22 protein-coding genes are annotated in these 19,648 nt (G+C 51.8%); 9 read left to right on the top strand and 13 right to left on the bottom strand.

All coding sequences use genetic code 11. The features are described 5' to 3' along the window. The 3 genes from KE671_RS22830 to KE671_RS14535 form a co-directional block, all read right to left on the bottom strand. A complete protein-coding gene (locus tag KE671_RS22830) occupies nucleotides 1-189 on the bottom strand; it encodes a hypothetical protein (RefSeq protein WP_241029872.1) in 189 nt (62 codons plus the stop codon). 275 nt (nucleotides 190-464) lie between these two features. Continuing rightward, entirely contained in the window at nucleotides 465-1,448 is a 984-nt protein-coding gene (zntB, locus tag KE671_RS14540) for a zinc transporter ZntB (RefSeq protein WP_206163507.1), read from the bottom strand. An 89-nt stretch (nucleotides 1,449-1,537) separates the two neighbouring features. Beyond that, on the bottom strand, nucleotides 1,538-2,671 hold the full coding sequence (locus KE671_RS14535; protein ID WP_206163506.1) for a methyl-accepting chemotaxis protein: 1,134 nt from the start codon (nucleotides 2,669-2,671) through the stop codon (nucleotides 1,538-1,540). A gap of 435 nt (nucleotides 2,672-3,106) precedes the next feature. Here KE671_RS14535 and KE671_RS14530 point away from each other — a divergent pair, with 435 nt between their 5' ends. Then, nucleotides 3,107-3,412, top strand: a complete 306-nt coding sequence (locus tag KE671_RS14530) for an MHYT domain-containing protein (RefSeq protein ID WP_349291238.1) — start codon at nucleotides 3,107-3,109, stop codon at nucleotides 3,410-3,412. A gap of 71 nt (nucleotides 3,413-3,483) precedes the next feature. Then, nucleotides 3,484-4,716, top strand: a complete 1,233-nt coding sequence (locus KE671_RS14525; protein WP_206163505.1) for a sensor domain-containing diguanylate cyclase — start codon at nucleotides 3,484-3,486, stop codon at nucleotides 4,714-4,716. A 47-nt stretch (nucleotides 4,717-4,763) separates the two neighbouring features. On the opposite strand, the gene pcaC is transcribed toward KE671_RS14525, so the two are convergent. The 6 genes from pcaC to KE671_RS14495 are packed head-to-tail and all read right to left on the bottom strand — an operon-like array spanning nucleotide 4,764 to nucleotide 9,827. After that, nucleotides 4,764-5,153, bottom strand: a complete 390-nt coding sequence (gene pcaC, locus KE671_RS14520; RefSeq protein ID WP_206163504.1) for a 4-carboxymuconolactone decarboxylase — start codon at nucleotides 5,151-5,153, stop codon at nucleotides 4,764-4,766. Continuing rightward, nucleotides 5,143-5,907: a 3-oxoadipate enol-lactonase gene (pcaD, locus tag KE671_RS14515; protein WP_206163503.1), complete on the bottom strand. Its 765-nt coding sequence runs from the start codon at nucleotides 5,905-5,907 to the stop codon at nucleotides 5,143-5,145. Before pcaD ends, pcaC begins: the two co-directional genes overlap by 11 nt. After that, nucleotides 5,885-7,249 carry a 3-carboxy-cis,cis-muconate cycloisomerase gene (locus KE671_RS14510; RefSeq protein WP_206163502.1) on the bottom strand — a complete coding sequence of 455 codons (1,365 nt, stop codon included), beginning with the start codon at nucleotides 7,247-7,249 and terminating at the stop codon, nucleotides 5,885-5,887. The genes pcaD and KE671_RS14510 overlap by 23 nt, the downstream gene beginning before the upstream one ends. Before the next feature lie 9 nt (nucleotides 7,250-7,258). Further along, nucleotides 7,259-8,461 carry a 3-oxoadipyl-CoA thiolase gene (pcaF, locus tag KE671_RS14505; RefSeq protein WP_206163706.1) on the bottom strand — a complete coding sequence of 401 codons (1,203 nt, stop codon included), beginning with the start codon at nucleotides 8,459-8,461 and terminating at the stop codon, nucleotides 7,259-7,261. Between the two features lie 9 nt (nucleotides 8,462-8,470). Next, a complete protein-coding gene (locus KE671_RS14500; protein WP_206163705.1) occupies nucleotides 8,471-9,127 on the bottom strand; it encodes a 3-oxoacid CoA-transferase subunit B in 657 nt (218 codons plus the stop codon). 10 nt (nucleotides 9,128-9,137) lie between these two features. Then, complete coding sequence (locus KE671_RS14495; protein WP_206163501.1) at nucleotides 9,138-9,827, bottom strand: 3-oxoacid CoA-transferase subunit A; 690 nt, start codon at nucleotides 9,825-9,827, stop codon at nucleotides 9,138-9,140. A gap of 170 nt (nucleotides 9,828-9,997) precedes the next feature. On the opposite strand from KE671_RS14495, the gene KE671_RS14490 reads away from it, so the two are divergent. After that, nucleotides 9,998-10,804 (top strand): IclR family transcriptional regulator domain-containing protein, encoded by an 807-nt coding sequence (locus KE671_RS14490; RefSeq protein WP_206163500.1) that lies wholly within the window; start codon nucleotides 9,998-10,000, stop codon nucleotides 10,802-10,804. Here the strand turns inward: KE671_RS14490 and smrA are convergent. Continuing rightward, entirely contained in the window at nucleotides 10,801-11,364 is a 564-nt protein-coding gene (smrA, locus tag KE671_RS14485; protein ID WP_206163499.1) for a DNA endonuclease SmrA, read from the bottom strand. The two genes, KE671_RS14490 and smrA, sit on opposite strands and share 4 nt — an antisense overlap. 425 nt (nucleotides 11,365-11,789) lie before the next feature. On the opposite strand from smrA, the gene ogt reads away from it, so the two are divergent. The 3 genes from ogt to uspE all read left to right on the top strand — a co-directional run bounded on the left by ogt (nucleotide 11,790) and on the right by uspE (nucleotide 14,353). Further along, entirely contained in the window at nucleotides 11,790-12,305 is a 516-nt protein-coding gene (gene ogt / locus KE671_RS14480) for a methylated-DNA--[protein]-cysteine S-methyltransferase (protein WP_206163498.1), read from the top strand. A 194-nt stretch (nucleotides 12,306-12,499) separates the two neighbouring features. Continuing rightward, on the top strand, nucleotides 12,500-13,252 hold the full coding sequence (gene fnr, locus KE671_RS14475; RefSeq protein WP_003020397.1) for a fumarate/nitrate reduction transcriptional regulator Fnr: 753 nt from the start codon (nucleotides 12,500-12,502) through the stop codon (nucleotides 13,250-13,252). A gap of 150 nt (nucleotides 13,253-13,402) precedes the next feature. Beyond that, a complete protein-coding gene (gene uspE, locus KE671_RS14470; protein ID WP_206163497.1) occupies nucleotides 13,403-14,353 on the top strand; it encodes a universal stress protein UspE in 951 nt (316 codons plus the stop codon). Between the two features lie 47 nt (nucleotides 14,354-14,400). Here the strand turns inward: uspE and KE671_RS14465 are convergent, their stop codons facing one another. After that, a complete protein-coding gene (locus KE671_RS14465; protein WP_206163704.1) occupies nucleotides 14,401-14,661 on the bottom strand; it encodes a DUF2534 family protein in 261 nt (86 codons plus the stop codon). Nucleotides 14,662-14,903: 242 nt separating this feature from the next. On the opposite strand from KE671_RS14465, the gene KE671_RS14460 reads away from it, so the two are divergent. Continuing rightward, the gene (locus KE671_RS14460; RefSeq protein WP_206163496.1) at nucleotides 14,904-15,947 is read left to right on the top strand and encodes a mechanosensitive ion channel family protein; all 1,044 of its coding nucleotides are present in this window, start codon (nucleotides 14,904-14,906) and stop codon (nucleotides 15,945-15,947) included. A 122-nt stretch (nucleotides 15,948-16,069) separates the two neighbouring features. Then, nucleotides 16,070-16,627 (top strand): LuxR C-terminal-related transcriptional regulator, encoded by a 558-nt coding sequence (locus tag KE671_RS14455; protein WP_206163495.1) that lies wholly within the window; start codon nucleotides 16,070-16,072, stop codon nucleotides 16,625-16,627. 59 nt (nucleotides 16,628-16,686) lie between these two features. Here the strand turns inward: KE671_RS14455 and KE671_RS14450 are convergent, their stop codons facing one another. Then, nucleotides 16,687-17,070 (bottom strand): VOC family protein, encoded by a 384-nt coding sequence (locus KE671_RS14450; RefSeq protein WP_206163494.1) that lies wholly within the window; start codon nucleotides 17,068-17,070, stop codon nucleotides 16,687-16,689. Nucleotides 17,071-17,168: 98 nt separating this feature from the next. Between KE671_RS14450 and KE671_RS14445 the strand changes: the two genes are divergently transcribed. Next, the gene (locus tag KE671_RS14445; protein WP_206163493.1) at nucleotides 17,169-17,939 is read left to right on the top strand and encodes a DeoR/GlpR family DNA-binding transcription regulator; all 771 of its coding nucleotides are present in this window, start codon (nucleotides 17,169-17,171) and stop codon (nucleotides 17,937-17,939) included. Between the two features lie 34 nt (nucleotides 17,940-17,973). On the opposite strand, the gene KE671_RS14440 is transcribed toward KE671_RS14445, so the two are convergent. Then, complete coding sequence (locus KE671_RS14440) at nucleotides 17,974-19,587, bottom strand: peptide ABC transporter substrate-binding protein (RefSeq protein WP_206163492.1); 1,614 nt, start codon at nucleotides 19,585-19,587, stop codon at nucleotides 17,974-17,976. Between the last annotated feature and the right edge of the window lie 61 nt (nucleotides 19,588-19,648).

The following is a 19,648-nucleotide window of genomic DNA, read 5'->3' as shown; positions in this document are numbered from 1 at the left end:
TCACAGTCGGCAGGCGCGTATCCTCGCAGATCTGCGCGTGCGATGCGACATTTTAATCGGCTCTTCATCCGGCGGCGGATCCGGCATCGGCTGCGGACGGGGAATCGGGTCAGGGATGGGGATGGGTTCAGTTGGCACAGAATCAGAGAAATGAATCGTCCGATCGTGCAGAGTTAACAATTGAAACATGGTTGCCTCCGGTCTGTCGTGGACTCCCTTTTAGGGTAGTCGCTGAAAACAGGCAGACAAAAAAAAGCCGACTTATTTAAGTCGGCGTCGTACGAATCAATTGTGCTATGCAGTAATTCAAAAAAGGAAGTAAGACAATATGGAGCGCAACGCCCATCGCTTGACGTTGCATTCACCTGCAAGAGTGATATTGCCCCGAACAGGCGTGCTATTTATTGACTTCGCTCAATCTTAAAGCCGTTTTTAGGCAGAGAAATCTCTTAAAACACCCGTTTTTACAACCATTTACTACGATGCAACCATAAAGTAACACCACCAATCAGAACCACTAACAGAATACAAAAGAGCGAAAAGCCAAATTGCCACCCTCCGCCGGGTATGCCGCCGAGATTGACGCCGAACAATCCGGTCAGAAACGTGCTGGGGAGGAAAACCATCGCCATCAATGACATGGTATAGGTACGTCTTGCCAGAGATTCCTGCATGACCTGGGCAATTTCATCCGCCATAACGCCGGTACGGGCGATACACGCATCAATTTCATCCAGCCCTCTTCCCAACCGATCGGCAATGTCCTGCATACGGCGTCGCTGATCGTCCGTCATCCAGGCCAGACGCTCGCTGGCCAGTCGCGAATAGACATCACGCTGCGGTGCCATATAACGGCGCATCACAATCAGTTGTTTTCGCAATAGCGCAAGGAATCCCCGTGGGGGGATTTGCTGATCGAGCAGATTGTCTTCGAGATCGATGATTTTATCATGCAACTCTTCGATAAATTCACTGGCGTGGTCGGTCAGCGCATCGCAGACGTCAACCAGCCAGCCGCCGCAGTCAGTCGGCCCGGTGCCTTCCTGGAGATCGCTGACCACATCGTCAAGCGCCAGTACCTTCCGCTGACGCGTGGAGACAATCAGCCGCTCATCCATATACAGACGCATCGCCACCAGCTGATCCGGACGCTCATCAGTACTGCCATTAATGCAGCGCAGCGTAATGAGCGTCCCTTCTCCCAGTCGGCTAACGCGTGGACGAAGACTTTCACCCGCCAGCGCATCCCTGACATTATTCGGCAGTAGCGGCGTCGTCGCCAGCCATTGTGCGCTGTCCGGATGGGTGTAGTTCAGATGCAGCCAGCACGGATGTTCACGGCTGATCACATCATCATCTTCCAGCGGTTTCACGCCACCTTTGCCGTCCAGCAACCAGGCAAACACCGCATCCGGCACACTGACTTCAGACCCTTTAATGGCTTCCATTTCGCCTCCCATACTTCGCGCTTTTCTGGTTAGTCTAGCCATCGACGTATGTTAAGCAATCCCTCATTCTCCCAATGTGTTGCCAGGGCTCATGAAAAGCCACGTGCGTAGCGCCTGGGCGCTGAGGTTGAAAGCTCTTCTGTCGAATCACTTAAACGGAACTGATGTGTTTTCGACTGGAGATCGACAACCTGTGATTTCAGCACATCCGACGATCCGGATAATTCATCCACCATCAAGGCGTTACTTTGGGTAACTTTTTCCAGTTCGTTCATTGCCTGGGTTATCTGATTTATTCCTTTTTCCTGTTCAGCCGTGGTGGTTGATATTTCATGCATCAACTGACTTAACTGCCCTGCACCCTGAACGATTTCCTGCATATTCTTTTCTGTTTCGCCCACGACCGTTGCGCCTTGCTGCACATTTTGATGGGTGACGTCGATAAGTCCCCGTATATTTTTTGCGGCTTCGGCACTTCTGTGCGCCAGATTTCGCACCTCCGTCGCCACGACGGAAAATCCTTTTCCCTGCTCACCGGCACGCGCCGCTTCAACTGCGGCATTGAGGGCCAGAATATTCGTCTGGAACGCAATATCATCTATCAGAGTAATTATTTCTGTCATTTGCTGTGTACACGTCGTAATCGAATGCATGTTGCTGGCAACCTGAACCATTAATTCGCTACCTTTGTACGCGCATTGCATCGCGCTATTGGCCTGCTGGTTAGCGAGTCGTGTGTGGTCAGCGTTGTTACGCGTACTGGCCGCCATCTGTTCCATGCTGGCAGCCGTCTGGATCAAAGAAGCAGACTGCTGTTCTGTTTTTACGGATAATTCAGCGCTACGAGCGGCCAGTTGCTCTGACAACTTCAGCGCCGTTTTCGAGGAAAGCCGGATCTCGCGCACCAGCGTCGAGATACTACCGGATAAACTGTTGATACCCGGAATCAGTCTCCCGGCACAGTTATTACCAAATTCAGGAATATGAACGGCGAGATTTCCCGCGGTCACTTGTTCAATACTTCTTTTTACGGTATTGATGGGCGTGACAAGGTATATTGTCATGTAGCACCATAATGCGAATAAGGCCAACAAAAATATTACATTCAATGAAATAATAACCGGCAGCCTGACCAGGTACATTATTTGCACAACGTTAATCAAGACAAAGATAAATAGTAGAAATACGATAATAAATGTTCTGACGCTAATGTGTTTTAACATTTCAGACCTGTTAAAGTTTACTATGGCAGGTGCTATTTATATAGCATCAGAAAAGCATATATTCTTCTCATTCAGCTCTCTGTCCAAACTTCACGTTGAGATCCACTAAATTTACCTTAAAGAAGGATAATGCCAATTAAGTTTGCCTTATGTTTACCGTTAATCATGAGCAGGGATCGCTTTCCCCTACACGCCCAAGCGATTCCACTGCTTAACAGTTAAGCGATACAACACTCTCTTTGATAAACGTTTAACCTGACTTAAATGATTAGATTTCATAACGTTTGTATAATCATCCCCCTGCTCTTGCCGCTTTTCGCTTTTGAAGCCTAATGAAGGCGGTAAAAATTTCGGTATTTGTCCTTTCATTTCTCATGCGAATGGATGAATCCCTGCTAAATTTAACTGCACGACAGATACTCGGTGGAAAGCCAGATGTTGTACGTATCATGGGATCCGGTTTTAATCGGCATCTCGTTTCTTGTTGCGTTCATAGCTGCATTTGTCTCACTCGATAGCGCGGGTAAAGTGGCTATTTCTGTGCGGCGAGAATCGACATTCTGGCGCTTATCGGGCGGTATTACGCTCGGTATGGGGATATGGTCTATGCATTTCATCGCAATCCTGGCGATGAAAATGGGCTGTGGCGTGCAACCTATACCGGCACAGCAAATACCGGCGCTATTACAAAGAGATTGTCGGTTAAAACAGTTAAACGCTGTGTCCTGCTTACCGCTATAACGTTCTGTCACACTCTAAAAACGATTTCCGCATGGTCGCAAAATAATGAATAAAAAATAACAGGATTACTGATGATTGCACACAACCTGAATGCACTGGACCTATTAACGCTCCCGGTCTGGATCGTCTCCCCCTGTACTGAAGAATTAGTTTTCGCCAATCGTGTTGCCAGAGAGATGATGCAGGGATACACCTTCAGCCAACTGCGTAAGGGGGTGTATTCCACCCATGCGCACAATGCCTTACCGAGCTATATTACCGATCTTCGCAACCAGCGGGATATTGTCGAAATTTTGACGGTGCCGCGTGAAAGTCATCAGGCCGCACTCACCTGCCGGTTGTCGGTAAAAGACCTGGCGGGAATGGAGGAAGTCATTCTCTTCGAAGGTATTGATACCCCGGCAGCGCAGGGGTTGAAGGCCAGTCGCTCTGCAACCTACCAGCGTAAGAAGCAGGGATTTTACGCGCGATTTTTTCTCACTAACTCCGCTCCCATGCTGCTGATCGATCCTTCGAGAGATGGCCTGATTGTCGATGCCAACCTGGCGGCGCTTAATTTCTACGGTTACAGCCTGGAGGTAATGTGCCAAAAACATACATGGGAAATTAATATGTTGGGTCGACAGGTTTTGCCGATTATGCATGAAATTGCGCGACTTCCTGGTGGGCATAAGCCATTAAATTTTGTACATAAAATTGCCGATGGCACGACCCGCCATGTGCAAACCTATGCCGGACCGATTGAAATCTACGGCGACAGACTGATGTTATGTATCATTCATGACATTACCGAGCAGAAACGTCTTGAGCAGGAACTGGAGCGCGCCGCCATGCATGACGCCCTGACCGGATTGCTCAATCGCCGCCAGTTCTATCAACTGACCGACCAGGGTCAGATGCAGCATCTCACCCTGACCCAGGACTACAGCCTGCTGCTTATTGATACCGACCGCTTCAAAAGCATTAATGACCTGTATGGTCACCTGAAAGGCGATGAGGTTCTCTGCGCGCTGGCGCGAACTCTGGGATCCTGCGCACGTCAAGGGGATTTAGTGTTTCGCTGGGGCGGCGAGGAGTTTGTTTTGTTGTTACCGCGTACTCCGCTGGAGACCGCATTGCAGTTAGCCGAATCCCTGCGCGCATCGGTAGCAAAAATCGGCCTCCCCGGTCTGCCGCGCTTTACCGTGAGTATTGGCGTGGCCCAACACGAGCCAAACGAAAGTATTGATGAACTTTTTAAACGGGTGGATGCTGCGCTCTACCGGGCCAAAAACGATGGCAGAAACCGGGTACTGGCAGCCTGAAAGACGAAGCACCCCGACGACACTCACCATCGCCGGGGAGTCCTGATTTACTTCCCGTCGGCGTCACGCTGGTCAAAAATTTGCTGCGCCAGATGCATCGTCGCATTGGCGGCAGGCAGGCCACAGTAAAGTGCCGAATGCATAATTAGCTCTTTCAGCTCCTCACGCGTTACGCCGTTGTTGAAGGCAGCATTGAGATGCATTTTTAACTCCGCCTCGCGGTTCAATGCAATCAGCATCGCAATGGTTATCATACTGCGCGTATGGCGATCCAGTCCGGGGCGGCTCCAGATATCCCCCCAGGCAAAACGAGTAATAAAGTGCTGAAATTCTTCGTTCAGTGGCGTCAGATTTTGCACCGTCCTGTCAACATGCGCATTACCCAGGACCCCTCTGCGCACTGCCATTCCCTGTTGATAGCGTTCTTCATCCTGCATGTTGCCCTCCCAGAAACGATAACAACGCCGTGTTCACTTCTCCCGGCGCTTCAATAGTGGATAAATGAGACGCCTTCACAACGGCCAGTATGGAACCGGCAATACGCTGGTGCATAAGCCGAGCATCGTCCACGGTGGTGACGGGGTCATGTTCTCCGGCGATCAGCAGCACCGGCCGTGTAATCCCAGCAATCTGCTCGCGCAAATCGGCCGTTGCCAGCGCCTCACAGCAGTCGGCATAGCCTTCGGCTGACGACCCGGCGAGTTGTTCACACAATGCAGTGACCGTTTGCGGTGACGACTGACGAAAAGCGGGGGTGAACCAGCGTTCGGGAGCGCTGGCAGCAATGTCGCGCAGCCCATTCTGACGAACGCTTTGCGCACGCGCTCGCCAGCTCGCCTCATCGCCTATACGTGCGGCGCTATTTATCACCGTTACGCTCAGCAGTCGTTGCGCCTGATGACAGGCCAGCCAGAGCCCTGTGAGTCCCCCCATCGAGATCCCGCAAAAGTGCGCTGCCGGAATATCCAGGCGATCGAGCAACGCAATCACATCCTGCCCCAGCCGGGCGAGATCGGTAGGTCCCGTTTTGCGCGTGGCGCCGTGCCCGTGGGTGTCATAACGCAGCACCCGATACTGCGTGCTTAGCGCCGCAAGCTGTGGCGCCCACATCGCAAGCGTCGTGCCCAGCGAATTAGAGAGCACCACCACTGGCGCGTCGTCCGGCCCCTCAATCTGGTAATTCAGTTCCATGCAGTTGTTCCTCATAACGTGCCAGCACGCGTTGCACAAATTGCGCCGCGCAGCCCGTTGCCGTACCTGGGTCCAGTAACGCTGCCAGCTCAGATTCATTTAGATGGGCCATCACCTGCGGCTCCTCAACGAGAACCGAATGCAGGGAATCGCCCTTTTCCACTGCGCGATGGCACAACCTTTCGATCAGATGATGGGCATCTTGTTTGCCGATAAACGCCGCCAATGCCACCGTGACCGCTTCTGCCATCATCAGCCCATGAGTGATATCCAGGTTGTCACGCATCGTTTGCGGGAAGACCTGCATATTCAGGACGAGCTGTTGCGTTTCCTCAATTGCATGCCCGACCAGCATAATAATCTCCGGCAGGACTTCCCATTCCGCCTGCCAGCCACCGAGAGCACGTTCATGCTGCTGTAACTGACTGCTGTAGAGCGTAGCCATCAGTCCTGGCGTTTTCTGCATGGCAGTGAGGATCGCCGCGCAGCTCACCGGATTTCGCTTGTGCGGCATTGCCGACGATCCGCCCCGACCCGCGACAACGGATTCGCTCACTTCCGCCACTTCAGTCTGCATCAGCAGCGCGAAGTCCTGAGCAAACTTGCCGAGAGTACCGCCAACACCGGCGTACCATGCCCCCACTTCCAGCAGTCGATCGCGTTGGGTATGCCAGGGCGTATCCGGCAACGTCAGCGCCAGTTCTTGCGCGAGTCGCTCTGCCACCGGTAAAGCATTCTGCCCGAGTGACGCCAGCGTTCCCGCCGCGCCGCCAAACTGCAACACCAGTACGCGTAACAGGAGCGGTTGCAGGCGCTCCTGCCAGCGCATCAGCGCATCAAGCGTACCGGCCAGTTTCAGTCCCCAGGTTACTGGCAACGCCTGCTGCATCCAGGTGCGTCCCGGCATGACGGTATGCTGATAACGCTGAGCCTGCTGAGCAAAGGCTTCTGTTAATTTGCTCAACGCACGTTGCGTGTTATTGAGCGCCGCACGCAGTTGCAGGACCAGCCCGGTATCGATCACATCCTGGCTGGTTGCGCCCCAGTGTACGTACCGCGCTGCGTCGGGATCCGCCTCCTTCACCCGCGCGGTTAAGTGTTTCACCAGCGGAATGGCCAGATTGCCTGCCGCCCGTGCCGATTCAGCCAGCGCCTGCCGATCAAACTCCTGTGCGCGACAGGCCAGAGTGACAGGCCCGACAGCCGTTGCGGGTATCACGCCACAGGCGGCCTGCGCGCGGACAAGCGCGGCCTCAAAATCGAGCATCCCCTGAAGAAGCTGTATGTCTGAAAATTCTGCCGTGAGCGCCGTTCCGCGCATCAACGGGGTTAGCAAGCTCATTGCTGCTCCTTACGCACGTTCAATAATCAATGCGATACCCTGACCGACGCCAATGCACATGGTACAGAGCGCATAACGTCCGCCGGTACGCTGCAACTGGTAAGCGGCAGTCATCGCCAGGCGCCCGCCCGATGCCCCCAACGGGTGGCCGAGGGCAATCGCACCGCCGTTAGGGTTGACCTGAGCGGCATCGTCGGGTAACCCTAAATCACGCATCACCGCCAGCGCCTGCGCGGCAAACGCTTCGTTAAGCTCAATGATATCCATCTGGTTAAGCGTTAATCCTGTCTGCGCCAGTACTTTACGAACCGCGGGTGCCGGGCCAAAGCCCATAATTCGCGGGGCAACGCCAGCCGTTGCCACGCCGACAATCCGCGCCAGCGGTTGCAGGCTCTGTTGCGCCATCGCCTGCTCGCTGGCGATAAGTAGCGCACAGGCGCCGTCGTTAACGCCAGACGCATTGCCCGCCGACACCGTTCCGTCAGGACGAACGACGCCCTTCAGCCTGGCGAGCGCCTCCAGCGACGTTGCACGCGGATGTTCATCTTCGCCAAAAATGAACGGCTCGCCTCTTTTTTGTGACACTGTCACTGGAATCAATTCTTGCGTGAACAGTCCCTGCTCCTGAGCAGCCGCGGTTCGTAACTGGCTGCGCAGTGCAAACGCATCCTGGTCAGCGCGCGATATGCCAAACTCTTGCGCCACGTTTTCCGCCGTTTCCGGCATAGAATCCACGCCATAGCGTGCTTTCATTTGCGCGTTGATAAAGCGCCAGCCGATTGTGGTGTCTTCGATTTTCATGTTTCGGCTGAAGGCGTTTTCCGCCTTGCCCATCACAAACGGCGCGCGCGACATGCTCTCCACGCCGCCGGCGATCATTAGCTGCGTTTCGCCACTTTTAATCGCTCTCGCGGCGATACCAATGGCATCGAGGCTGGAACCACACAGTCGGTTTACCGTACTGCCCGGCACGCTTTCCGGCAACCCGGCCAGCAGCAGCGCCATCCGCGCCACGTTGCGGTTATCTTCTCCCGCCTGATTCGCACAGCCGTAAATCACGTCGTCGATCAATGCCGGATCAAGACCCTGATTACGTTCAAGCAGCGCTTTCAGCGGAATAGCGGCCAGATCGTCGGCCCGGACGTTCGCCAGCGTGCCACCGAATCGACCAAACGGTGTCCGCACGGCATCACAGATAAATGCCTGATTCATCATAGTTCCTTATGCGCTTTGCGCCAGCGATTCACAGCTCAGCGTCACCGGCGTCAAACGTTGCAGTTCCTCAAAAGACAGACCGTTGAAGATTTCCCGCACAACCGGTCCCGTGTCAGTAATGTCAATCACCGCCAGATCGGTATAAATGCGGCTAACGCAGCCCATGCCGGTTAAGGGATAGGTACAGTGTTCAACCAATTTGCACTCACCGTCGCGGGTCAGATGATCCATCATCACAAATACCTGACGCGCGCCGATCGCCAGATCCATCGCTCCACCCACGGCGGGAATCGCATCCGGCGCGCCGGTGCTCCAGTTGGCGAGATCCCCGGAGGCTGAGACCTGATACGCTCCCAGCACGCAGATATCCAGATGCCCGCCGCGCATCATGGCGAAGGAGTCGCCATGATGGAAATAGCAACCGCCCTGCAACAGCGTGACGTACTCTTTCCCGGCATTAATCAGCTCCGGATCTTCTTCCCCTTCCGCCGGTTTTGGCCCCATTCCGAGCAGGCCATTTTCACTGTGCAGGAAAATCTCTTTTTCCGCTGGCAGGTAGTTGGCGATGCGGGTTGGCAAACCGATCCCCAGATTGACGTATGCCCCTTCCGGGATATCCTGCGCCACGCGTCTGGCCATTTCGTCACGGGATAATGTCTTCATCATTTACTCCTTAGGCGCGCAGCGCTGCGTGGGTGAGGTTTTCCAGAGAAAACACGCGCTGGACAAAAATCCCCGGCGTGATGACGTGCTCGGGATCAAGCTCGCCAAGAGGCACAATCTGATTCACCTCCACCACCGTGGTTTGCGCGGCGGTTGCCATGATCGGGCCAAAGTTACGCGCCGCTTTGCGGTATACCAGATTCCCCCAGCGATCGGCCTGATGCGCCTTTATCAGGGCAAAATCGGCGTTAATCGGGTATTCGAGCACATAGTTCTTCCCGTCGATGTGGCGGGTTTCTTTGCCTTCAGCCAGCGGCGTACCGTAGCCCGTTGGCGTATAGATGGCCCCCAGGCCCGCCCCGGCAGCCTGAATGCGCGCCGCCAGATTCCCCTGGGGTACCAGCTCCAGTTCAACCTCGCCACGACGGTACAGGGCGTCGAAAATCTGTGAATCCACCTGACGTGGAAAAGAGCAGATCATTTTACGTACGCGTCTGGCCTTCAACAGCGCCGCCAGACCGACTTCTCCGTTGCCCGCATTGTTATTGATGATGGTAAGGTCGCGAGCGCCCTGCGCGATGAGCGCATCGATCAACGTGGTGGGCTGCCCCGCAGTACCAAAGCCACCAATCATGATGGTGGCACCGTCCGGGATCCCGGCAATGGCCTCCTCCAACGAAGGCACACTTTTATCAATCATCAGCTCGCTCCTTGTGGTGCGGATTTCGCACGTTTTTGCGTTGTTCGCACAAAATGTGACCCACTTAACGAAGTCATTCAAGGGCGATAATCGAAATATGGTGCGATAATCGAACATCGTTTATGTTTGTACGAAGAATGTGATCCGTGGCGAACAACGAGAGGAAAACAGTGGAAAAACATCCTGATGACCGTCTGAACAATGAAACCGATCCGTTCAAGGGCGATCCAAACTACATGGCGTCACTGGCGCGCGGGCTGGAGGTGATTCAGGCGTTTACGCCGCAACGACGGGTTATGTCGATCTCGCAGATTAGCCAGAAAACCGGGATCCCGCGTGCGGCGGTCAGACGCTGTCTGTATACGCTGGGAAAACTGGGTTTTGTCTATGCCGAAGATGGGAAAAATTTCGAGCTGCGCCCGCGAATTCTGGCGCTGGGGCATGCCTATCTGGCCTCTACGCCGCTGGCCCGCGCCACGCAACCGGTGCTAAAACATCTGAGCGAAATGCTTAATGAGTCCTGTTCCATCGCCACCCTCGACGGTGACGATATTTTGTATATCGCCCGCGCCTCCAGTTCACGCATTATGACCATCGATCTGGACATCGGCAGTCGACTGCCGGCGTGGTCTACCTCAATGGGACGCGTTTTGCTTAGCCATCTTTCTGAGGACAAACTGAACGACATGCTCGGGCGTATCACCATGATCCGCTACACTTCGCAGACCGTGGATTCCGTCCCCGCCCTGCGCGCCGAACTGAAGAAAGTGCGGCAACAGGGTTATGCGCTTAACGACCAGGAACTGGAGATGGGGCTGCGGTCCATTGCCGTGCCGCTGATAAACAGCCAGGGTCAGGTTCAGGCGGCGCTTAACGTGGGCGTACATGCCGGACAGGTGACGGCGGACGAGTTACGCAGCCGCGTGCTACCCGAGCTGCAGAAAGCGGCACAGGAGCTGTCGCTTTTACTGCATTAACGGCTGCGCTTGGCGTGACGTTCCCAGTTTTCCAGCTTCGCCTGTGCGGTCTTGCGCAGTGCCACGTAGCACGCCCCGCTACCACCATGATGCGGCAGCGCCGTGCAGTAGGCCTGAACGTCGTCGAACTCGGTCAACCAGCGTGCCAGATAGCTGCGCACGATGTTGGCATGTGAGTTATCGTCTCGCCCTTTACCGTGAATGATCAGCACGTTGCGCAGTCCATCCTCTAACGACTGGAGAAGAAAACTAAACAGGTGTTGACGGCAGGCTTCCACCGGCTGTCGTAACAGATTGAGGCTCGCCTGCTGGCTGTATTTTCCCAAACGCAGCTTATCGAGCACGCCCTGCTGCAACCCCTCGCGGCGAAACTCCAGCGGTTGCGCCAGCGGAACGATCTCCAGAAAACCGGTGGTGAGAAAATTATCAAGCTGGAGGGTATCAATACGCTGCGGGGGACGCGTATTGCGCACGGGCTGCCAGTGTACGTCAGTGCAACGTTTCAGCGGCTGAACATCCTCCATGGCGTCAAGAAATAATGATTTGTCGTCAGGGTTCATGCTGCGTCCTCCCGCGCTTTAAAGACAGCCACTATCATAGCCGTCCCCCTGAAGGGCGACAACGATTTACAGATGTTTCCAGTAAACATCCACTTGTCACATACATTTGCTGTACTGATTCGCGCTGGTTTTACTCTGAGTAAAACAGTGCCGTAGTGTCGTTTAATCCGCTTGATTTAACTTAGATTTTCGTGAAATCAATCACTCCAGTTTGCTGGCATAGTTAAACGGTTCTTGCTATAAGACATTACCCGCCACCAGGAAAAATAACGGGCATAGATGAAGGATAAACTGCTGTGTGTACTGTAGAGTCTGGCGGATGTCGACAGGCTCTATTTTTTTATCCCAAATCAGGGGTATAGCACTGCTGGCAGTGACCATGATACGTTGACGCCCCCACCGACTGCATGCCAACGAGGCAACCGATGCTGGCACTACTGGAAGAGAAAATGATGACCCCGCTGGGTCCACTTTGGGTAATGTGCGACGAGCAGTTCAGGCTTCGCGCTATCGAGTGGGAACAGTACAGCGAACGCATGGTGCAACTGCTGGATATTCATTACCGCGCAGAAGGTTATACCCGCATCAGTGCGACCAATCCAGGCGGTCTGTGCGACAAACTTGCCGATTATTTTGCCGGTAATCTGAGCGCGATCGATGCGCTGCCGACCGCCACCGGCGGCACCCCTTTTCAGCGGGAAGTCTGGCAAACATTGCGAACCATTCCTTGTGGTCAGGTGATGCACTACGGTCAGTTGGCTGAGCAACTGGGACGCCCAGGCGCGGCACGAGCGGTTGGCGCGGCGAACGGTTCGAATCCGATCAGCATTGTGGTGCCCTGTCATCGCGTCATCGGACGCAACGGCACGATGACCGGTTATGCCGGTGGCGTGCAACGAAAAGAGTGGTTATTGCGTCATGAAGGTTATCTGCTGCTCTAAATTCCAGGCAATTCGTGCCTTCTTGCTCACACTTTTGCATAAAGATGTCACATCGAAAGTATGGGTTTTCAAAGAGATAGAAATAATTTACTCACACCTGTAGGAATTATCCGCTATTGGGGTTACCTCAGACTTACCTGGTCAGCAAAAAGATGTTAAAATTGACAAATATCAATTACGGCTTGAGCAGACCTATGATCCCGGAAAAGCGAATTATACGGCGCATTCAGTCTGGCGGTTGTGCTATCCATTGCCAGGATTGCAGTATCAGCCAGCTTTGCATCCCGTTCACACTTAACGAGCATGAGCTTGATCAGCTTGATAATATTATCGAGCGTAAAAAGCCGATCCAGAAAGGCCAGACGCTGTTTAAAGCGGGTGATGAGCTGAAATCGCTCTATGCCATTCGTTCCGGTACGATCAAGAGCTATACCATCACTGAACAAGGCGATGAGCAGATCACCGGCTTCCACCTCGCGGGCGACCTGGTCGGTTTCGACGCGATCGGTAGCGGTCATCATCCGAGTTTTGCGCAGGCACTGGAAACCTCAATGGTCTGTGAAATCCCGTTTGAGACACTTGATGATCTGTCCGGTAAAATGCCGAATCTACGCCAGCAGATGATGCGTCTGATGAGTGGTGAGATCAAAGGTGACCAGGATATGATCCTGTTGTTGTCGAAGAAAAACGCGGAAGAGCGTCTGGCGGCATTTATCTACAACCTGTCCCGTCGCTTTGCGCAGCGTGGCTTCTCTCCACGTGAATTCCGTCTGACCATGACCCGTGGCGATATCGGTAACTACCTGGGCCTGACCGTGGAAACGATCAGCCGTCTGTTGGGTCGTTTCCAGAAAAGTGGAATGTTGGCGGTGAAAGGGAAATACATCACTATCGAAAACAGTGATGCGCTGGCGGTTCTCGCCGGACACACCCGCAACGTTGCTTAATCTTTCCGCAACCCTTCTGAAACCCTTCTGTCGAATCGTTAAATTTTCCTGATTTATTGATCTGACAGAAGGTTCTTACCTGTTTCAATTCACATTCTTGGGTTACTCTTTTAGTTACAAACTGCGATGACAGTTGTAAGGAGACCCTGTATGGCTATGTATCAAAACATGCTGGTGGTTATCGATCCGAATCAGGACGATCAACCTGCGTTACGGCGTGCGGTTTATTTGCATCAACGGATTGGTGGCAAAATTAAAGCCTTTTTGCCGATCTATGACTTTTCCTACGAGATGACCACCCTGCTGTCGCCCGATGAGCGTACGGCAATGCGTCAGGGCGTCATTAGTCAACGGACGGCGTGGATACGCGAACAAGCAAAATACTACATCGAAGCAGGCGTTCCTGTTGAAATTAAAGTGGTCTGGCACAACCGTCCTTTTGAAGCCATTATTCAGGAAGTGATCGGCGCCGGACACGATCTGGTGCTGAAAATGGCGCACCAGCATGACCGGCTGGAAGCAGTGATCTTCACTCCCACCGACTGGCATCTGCTGCGTAAATGCCCAAGTCCGGTATGGATGGTGAAAGATCAGCCCTGGCCGGAAGGCGGTAAAGCACTGGTGGCCGTTAACCTCGCCAGCGAAGAACCGTATCACAATGCCCTGAACGAAAAGCTGGTTAAGGAAACGCTTCAGCTCGCCGAGCAGGTTAACCATACCGAAGTGCATCTGGTGGGTGCCTATCCTGTTACTCCCATCAATATTGCCATTGAGCTGCCGGAATTCGATCCCAGCGTCTACAACGATGCGATTCGCGGCCAGCACCTGCTGGCAATGAAAGCGCTGCGGCAAAAATTCAGTATTGATGAGAAAGTCACACACGTTGAGAAAGGGTTACCGGAAGAGGTAATCCCCGATTTAGCGGAACATTTGCAGGCGGGGATTGTAGTTCTGGGTACAGTGGGCCGCACAGGAATTTCCGCTGCCTTCCTGGGGAATACAGCAGAACAGGTCATCGACCACCTTCGTTGTGACCTGTTGGTCATTAAACCCGATCAGTACCAGACGCCCGTTGAACTGGACGACGAGGAAGACGACTAACGCGTTGCAGAAGAGACAAAAGGCCCGGTTTTTACGGGCCTTTTGTTTTAGTGTTTGTCCTCACCGCTAAGGAAATAAATCCCCAACGGGATGGCGAGCAGCACAGTGAAAACCAGGCTATAGACGAAAATCATTGATGACTGAATGACATACATCGACGTCGTCCAGTCAGAAAGCGGAATATCATACTGTTCAATTACCCCGCCAATCGTGGCGCGCGTGACAACCGAGGCGGCAATAATAAACACGCCCAACAGGCAGAGCAGAAACTTTTTGCCCTTCGCCGTCTTCAGCTTTTCCATTATCATCATAGTGTCCTTCTGTTACCGAAATCTTTGTTACTTACGCGTAACAATACCATGACAATATGAAAAAGTCTGCATCAATTTCCCTGACAAAACCGTCACATCGAAAGCTTCTTCACGTAAAAACGCTGATAACGCTATTTATCACTACTTTTTATTGATGACTTGAATGTATATCCTGAGTACCATTAGTAAATTACGGGTTATTTTGTCATTTCAGAGGCAGCGGAAAGCCGGGGATATATATGTTTGAAGAGCTGTTCGTAAAAAACATTTTCAATCTGACGGTTATTTTGAGTAGCGTCTTTAGCTTAATCCTGATGAATTTTTTCTTTCGTCACACACATATACGCAAGAAAGGGCTTGTTTTCCATACGGCTCAGTTTCTTATTTATGCTCTGATTATCAGTACATTAGGGCGCATCGCTAATACCATTATTACTCATTATAATATCAGCGCGGTTTCATCCAGTATTATCGACTTTGTGTGTACATCGTTGATCGCTCTGATTTTGACCATAAAATTATTTCTGGTCATTAATCAGTTCGAAAAATCACAAATCAAAAAAGGAAGAGATGTCACCCGTGCCCGAATCTTGTCGCGGATAATCAAAATCACGCTCATCATCGTCATCATTCTGCTTTATGGTGAACACTTCGGCATGAGTTTATCAGGGCTCCTTACCTTTGGTGGCATTGGCGGTATCGCCGTAGGGATGGCAGGTAAAGATATTTTAAGTAATTTTTTCTCTGGCATTATGCTCTATTTCGACCGTCCGTTTAGTATCGGTGACTGGGTGCGTTCCCCGGACAGAAATATTGAGGGAACAGTATCCGAAATAGGCTGGCGCATGACTAAAATTACGACCTTCGATCACCGGCCGTTATACGTGCCGAACTCCATTTTCTCTTCTATTAGTGTTGAAAACCCCGGCCGAATGAGTAACCGCCGCATCGATACGGTGATCGGTTTACGTTACGAGGATGCCAGTAAAATCGGGGCTATTGTTAGCGCAATACGACAGATGTTGCAAACCAACATTGATATTGATCAACAACAAACACTTTTGGTTTATTTTAACGGCTTTGGCGATTCGTCTTTAAATATCATGGTGTATTGCTTTACCCGAACCACGGTCTGGGAAGAGTGGCTGGCTGTTCAGCAACATGTGTTTCTTGAAATAATCGATATTGTTCAGGCTCATGGAGCAGACTTTGCCTTCCCGAGCCAGACACTTTATCTGAACAATAACCGCAGTGACTCAATAGCACTTAAAAAACAAGTCTAAAATGGGATAAAATTGCATTTGAAATAAGCAATCCAGTACTCGAGAATACGCAACATTGCCGTTATTATTGTCTTTGAAGCATTAACGGCAAGCTTATATTTTATTTTCTTAGGTGATACTGGATGGGAAACATTATTATTAAAGGCGATGATAACTACGCCATAATTGCAGTAAAGTGTATAGTTCAAAAAATAATGACAGGAAACACACAAAATAATAACTATCAATCTCCGATCGCAGTTTTTATATTTTCAAAAACATGGGTTAGCGTTTCCGAATTACTTTCATTAACATGCTGTAAGGCCGGGAAGATTTTAATTATTGGTAATGCGCAGCTATTGACATTTTTATCATTAAAAATTGATAACCGAAAAATATCTTACTGTGAAATTAACCGCAATTTAGCTGAAATTGAACTCAAATTAACGCAATTCCTTCTGAAGAAAAGAACAACTATGCGTTTATCTACGATAAAAACGCCCTTTGAGTCTCCAAAGCAACTTAACTGGAAAGAATTTATGATTATCTCTCTGTATATCAGTGGGAATTCGATCAGGGATATCGCCGGCGTTATGCATCTGGATTACAAGACGGTATATAACTATAAAAGTCAGGCAATGAGGAAAATGGGTCTCAGCGATAAATTGAGTCTGGTGAGACACTGGTGTCATTATCATTGATTTATGGCCTCAGGTATGGCACCTGAGGCTCTGCGTTACAGCAAAACATCCGCGTCCACTCACTGCACAATTTCGATGAAATTCCCATCCGGGTCTTTGATGACCGCTTCATAATAACCGTCCCCGGTGGTGCGAGGTGGCGAAACCAGAATCCCCTGCGCCTGTGCTTTTTTTGCCAGCGCATCCACTTTCTTAGCGCTGCCCACTGCGATCGCCAGATGTACCCAGCCGGTCGTCTGGTTATCCGGCCGCAAAGCTCGCAGTGCGGGTTTCGTCATCAGTTCAATCGCAATATCATCACCGATGCGCACAAAATAAGACTCGAATCCCGGATTGTTCTTGCTGATGTATTTCTCATTAAGCGTCCCGCCAAAAAACTCCGACCAGAAGCGTGCCTGTGTCTCCAGTTCCGTGGTCCACAGCGCCATATGTGCGATTTTCATGTTTCACCTCGTCCTAACCCTTCAGAATGTTGACAGCACAGACGGTTTTGCCCGATCATGCGCTATATTGCTCGATAATATGGTTTTCAGGATTCGTTATGCTCGATTATGCAGCTTTCCCGGAACAGCGACAAGCCCTCATTCAGCAGATCTTGCAAGAAAATGGCCGCGTGGTTTGCAGTGAACTCGCCTCGCGTTTGAACGTGTCAGAACACACCATCCGACGCGATCTGCATGAACTCAGTAAAGAAGGTATCTGCAAGAAAGTGTATGGCGGCGCGGTGTTGATGTTGCCAGAGTCGGTCGACTATTCGCTCCGTAAAACGAAGCAACCCGATCTAAAGAGCAACATCGCGCAAAAATGCGCAAGACTGGTCAAATCGGGAAGTTGCATTTTTATCGATACGGGCACCACGAACCTGGCGATGGCCGAGGCGCTTCCCTCGGAGCTTTCTCTGACCGTGGTTACGAATTCGCCTGAAATTGCCGCGGTTTTACTGAAGAAACCGCTCTACGACGTCATTATGCTTGGCGGACAACTGCAACGAACCTCGGGAGGTGCCGTCGGTGCGACTGCAATCGCCCAAATTCAGGGAATGTTATTCGACCAGGGGTTTATTGGCGGGTGCGCAATGGCTCCTGAATCGGGACTCACCGGCTTCGATTATGCCGACTGTGAATTTAAACGCGCCGTGATCGCACAATGCAACGAAACCATTGTGGCATTGACATCCGATAAAATCCCGGCCGTCGCGCGTTACATTGTCGCGAAGAGCAGTGAAATTGATGTCATTGTGGTGGAAGAAAATATAAGTAAGCAATATCGCGAAACATTTCGCGAACATGATATCCGCATTTATACCGTGTAGGCAGCAGGCGCGATAACGCGCCTGCAAAGAGATTTTAGTGCTTAATAATGTACATGGTCCGGCTGTAGGCCACATCTTCCGGGTTCATGATCGGATACCCTTTCAGCCACGGTTTAATTAAGCGTCCGTTGGTGTACTGATAAATTGGCGCGATAGGCGCCTGCTCCATGAGGATTTTTTCCGCCGCATTGTAGTCCGCGTTCCTCGCTTTATCGGTGTTTTCCATCGTCGCCTGAGTGATGACTTTGTCATACGCCGGGTCGTTAAAACGGGAAATATTACCTGAGTGCGTCGAGGTTAACAGCGACAGGAAAGTGGAAGGCTCGTTGTAATCCCCCACCCAGGACGCGCGAATCACATCGAAGTTCCCGGTATTGCGGCTGTCGATGTACGTTTTCCACTCCTGGTTTTGCAGCTTCACATCCACACCTAAGTTTTTCTTCCACATCGACGCCACCGCAATGGCGATTTTCTGGTGGTTCTCAGAGGTGTTGTACAACAGCGTCAGGTTAAGCGGCTTCTGCGGACCGTATCCCGCCGCACGCAACAGCGTTTTCGCCTGGGCATTCAGTTCTTCCTGACTCATTTGCTCAAACGGAGACGGTTCAGGTGTAAAACCGGCAGTGACGTCAGGCGTAAAATGCCAGGCCGGTTTTTCCCCGGTTCCCAACACTTTCTCCGCCATAATGCGACGATCAATGGTCATGCTCAGCGCCAGACGCACGCGGGAATCCGCCGTTGGACCTTTTTGCGTGTTAAAGGCGTAGTAATAGGTTCCCAGTTGCGGCGGCGTATAGACCTGCCCTGGGATGTCCTTTAACAGCTTCTGGTACATATTTTTCGGAAATGACTCTGTGATATCGATATCACCCGCGAGGTAACGCTTGGTGGCCGAGGACTCTTGATTAATCGGCAGGAAGGTCACTTTTTGCAGTACCGTTTTACCGTTATCCCAGTATTGCGTATTCGGCACCACCACCAGCTTTTCATTGACCACACGATCCTGCAATACATAGGCACCATTACCAATCAAATTGCCCGGTTTGGTCCAGTCTTTACCGCTGGCTACGTTGGCTTTTTGCACCGGATAAAACGCAAAACTGGCGGTGAGTTTGGCGAACCACGGCAACGGCTTATCAAGCTGAACTCTCAGGGTACGAGCGTCAACGGCAGTCACGCCGAGCTTATCGGGTGTCACTTTGCCATCAATGATTGCCTGGGCGTTATTGACCCCTGCCAGCGCGGCAAACCAGGCAAAAGGTGACAGCGTTTTGGGATCCACCAGACGCTGCCAGCTATAGACAAAATCCTGCGCGGTTACCGGCGTACCATCTGACCAGCGCGCATTGTCGCGCAGCGTAAACGTCCAGATCCGATTGTCGTTGCTTTTCCATTGTGTCGCGACGCCAGGCACGATTTCGCCCTTCTCGTTCTGGTTCACCAGTCCTTCAAACAGGTCGCGAATAACCTGAATTTCCGGCAGGCCAACCGCTTTAGCCGGATCAAGCGTCGCAGGTTCATCTTTTATATGACGAACCAGTTCCTGCTTCTCTGCCAGTACCGTTGTGCTGGGAACATCCGCAGCATATGACAGAGAAATGCTGCTAACCAACAGCGCACAACAGGTTACTGAAACAGCGTGCTTCATAGAGTCCCCTCAATCCGGCTTATTCGCAATGGCGTAATTATTTGTTTCGCCTGAAGGAAAT

The sequence above is a fragment of the Citrobacter amalonaticus genome, assembly GCF_018252635.1.
GTDB classification, from domain to species: domain Bacteria; phylum Pseudomonadota; class Gammaproteobacteria; order Enterobacterales; family Enterobacteriaceae; genus Citrobacter_A; species Citrobacter_A amalonaticus_E.
This window is presented reverse-complemented; position numbering and strand designations above follow the sequence as displayed.